Source organism: Pseudogracilibacillus sp. ICA-222130 (genome assembly GCF_037892545.1).
Taxonomy (GTDB): domain Bacteria; phylum Bacillota; class Bacilli; order Bacillales; family Amphibacillaceae; genus Pseudogracilibacillus.
The window spans coordinates 1-631 of sequence record NZ_JBBKBG010000085.1 but is presented as its reverse complement, the minus strand read 5'-3'; the positions used below and the strand labels follow the sequence as shown (position 1 = coordinate 631).

The 631-nt window shown below is 29.0% G+C and carries 1 protein-coding gene; it reads left to right on the top strand.

What is annotated here, in order from left to right:
* The first annotated feature begins 103 nt into the window (after positions 1–103).
* A complete protein-coding gene (locus WKT09_RS13730) occupies positions 104–592 on the top strand; it encodes a hypothetical protein (protein WP_340416563.1) in 489 nt (162 codons plus the stop codon).
* Positions 593–631: the final 39 nt, after the last annotated feature.

The window sequence follows — 631 nt, the reverse complement described above, 5'->3', positions numbered from 1 at the left end:
ATGTTATTTTCGTTTTTTATAAGTTTATAAGTTGAAATAAATGAAAAAATCATATATTTTTGTTATCCTTTACAAAGGTATTTAAATTAAATGAGGTGTAATGATGATTATTCAAATGAAAGGAAAAATTAAATTCCCAATTACTTTAGATGCATCTGTATGGATTTTTGATGACCGTAAAGTTATTTTAGAAGATGCTTTTACAGGTCAAAAAGAAGAAGTTGAAGATGAATCATACAAAAAAACTGCCCAAATGTTTGATCAGGAAGTTTATTTTCAATCGAAAATAAAACCTCCAGTAAATAAAAGCATTAACCGTTTTGAAAGAGAAAAAATCTTAAAACATTCTTTTGTCATGCCAATCGAGTCGTTCATCCGTGCAGCTGAACCTGAAGCAGATGTTGAACATGTTCGCCTAAAAACGAATGAAGATGATGTTATTATTACATTAGAGCAATTATTAAATACATACTTCCTATTCTCTTTAAACGGAAAACCATTAAAAGAGGATGGACCAGTTCACTTATATTTCAAAGATGGATCGAACAAAGATACACCGATTAAAGGAATTAAAGAGATCATTTTTGAATAGCAATATATGTATGGAATATAAATAGCCTCCCAGTACCTA